The organism is Desulfobulbus alkaliphilus (assembly GCF_016918545.1).
Lineage (GTDB): Bacteria > Desulfobacterota > Desulfobulbia > Desulfobulbales > Desulfobulbaceae > Desulfobulbus > Desulfobulbus alkaliphilus.
The window spans coordinates 1-427 of record NZ_JAFFQC010000306.1; the positions used below are offsets into that span (position 1 = coordinate 1).

The window sequence follows — 427 nt, forward strand, 5'->3', positions numbered from 1 at the left end:
GAGATGGAGAAGCAGCGCGGTATCTCCATCACCACCTCCGTGATGCAGTTCCCCTATGCGGACTGTCTGGTCAATCTGCTCGATACCCCGGGTCACGAGGACTTCTCCGAAGATACCTATCGTACGCTCACGGCTGTGGATTGCTGCCTGATGGTCATCGATGCCGCCAAGGGCGTCGAAGATCGGACCCGCAAGCTGATGGAAGTGACCCGGCTGCGGGACACCCCCATCCTCACCTTCATGAACAAGCTGGACCGCGAAGTGCGCGATCCCATGGAGGTCATGGACGAGGTGGAGCGCGAGCTGAAGATCATGTGCGCCCCCATCACTTGGCCCATCGGCTGCGGCAAGTCCTTCAAGGGGGTCTACCACCTCTACAAGGACGAGACCTATCTGTATCAGACCGGTCAGGGCCACACCATCCAGG

At 59.7% G+C, this 427-nt stretch carries 1 protein-coding gene; it reads left to right on the top strand.

Annotated features, from left to right (window positions below):
* On the top strand, positions 1-427 hold a 427-nt coding region (locus tag JWG43_RS18665; RefSeq protein ID WP_205244414.1), incomplete at both ends, for a GTP-binding protein.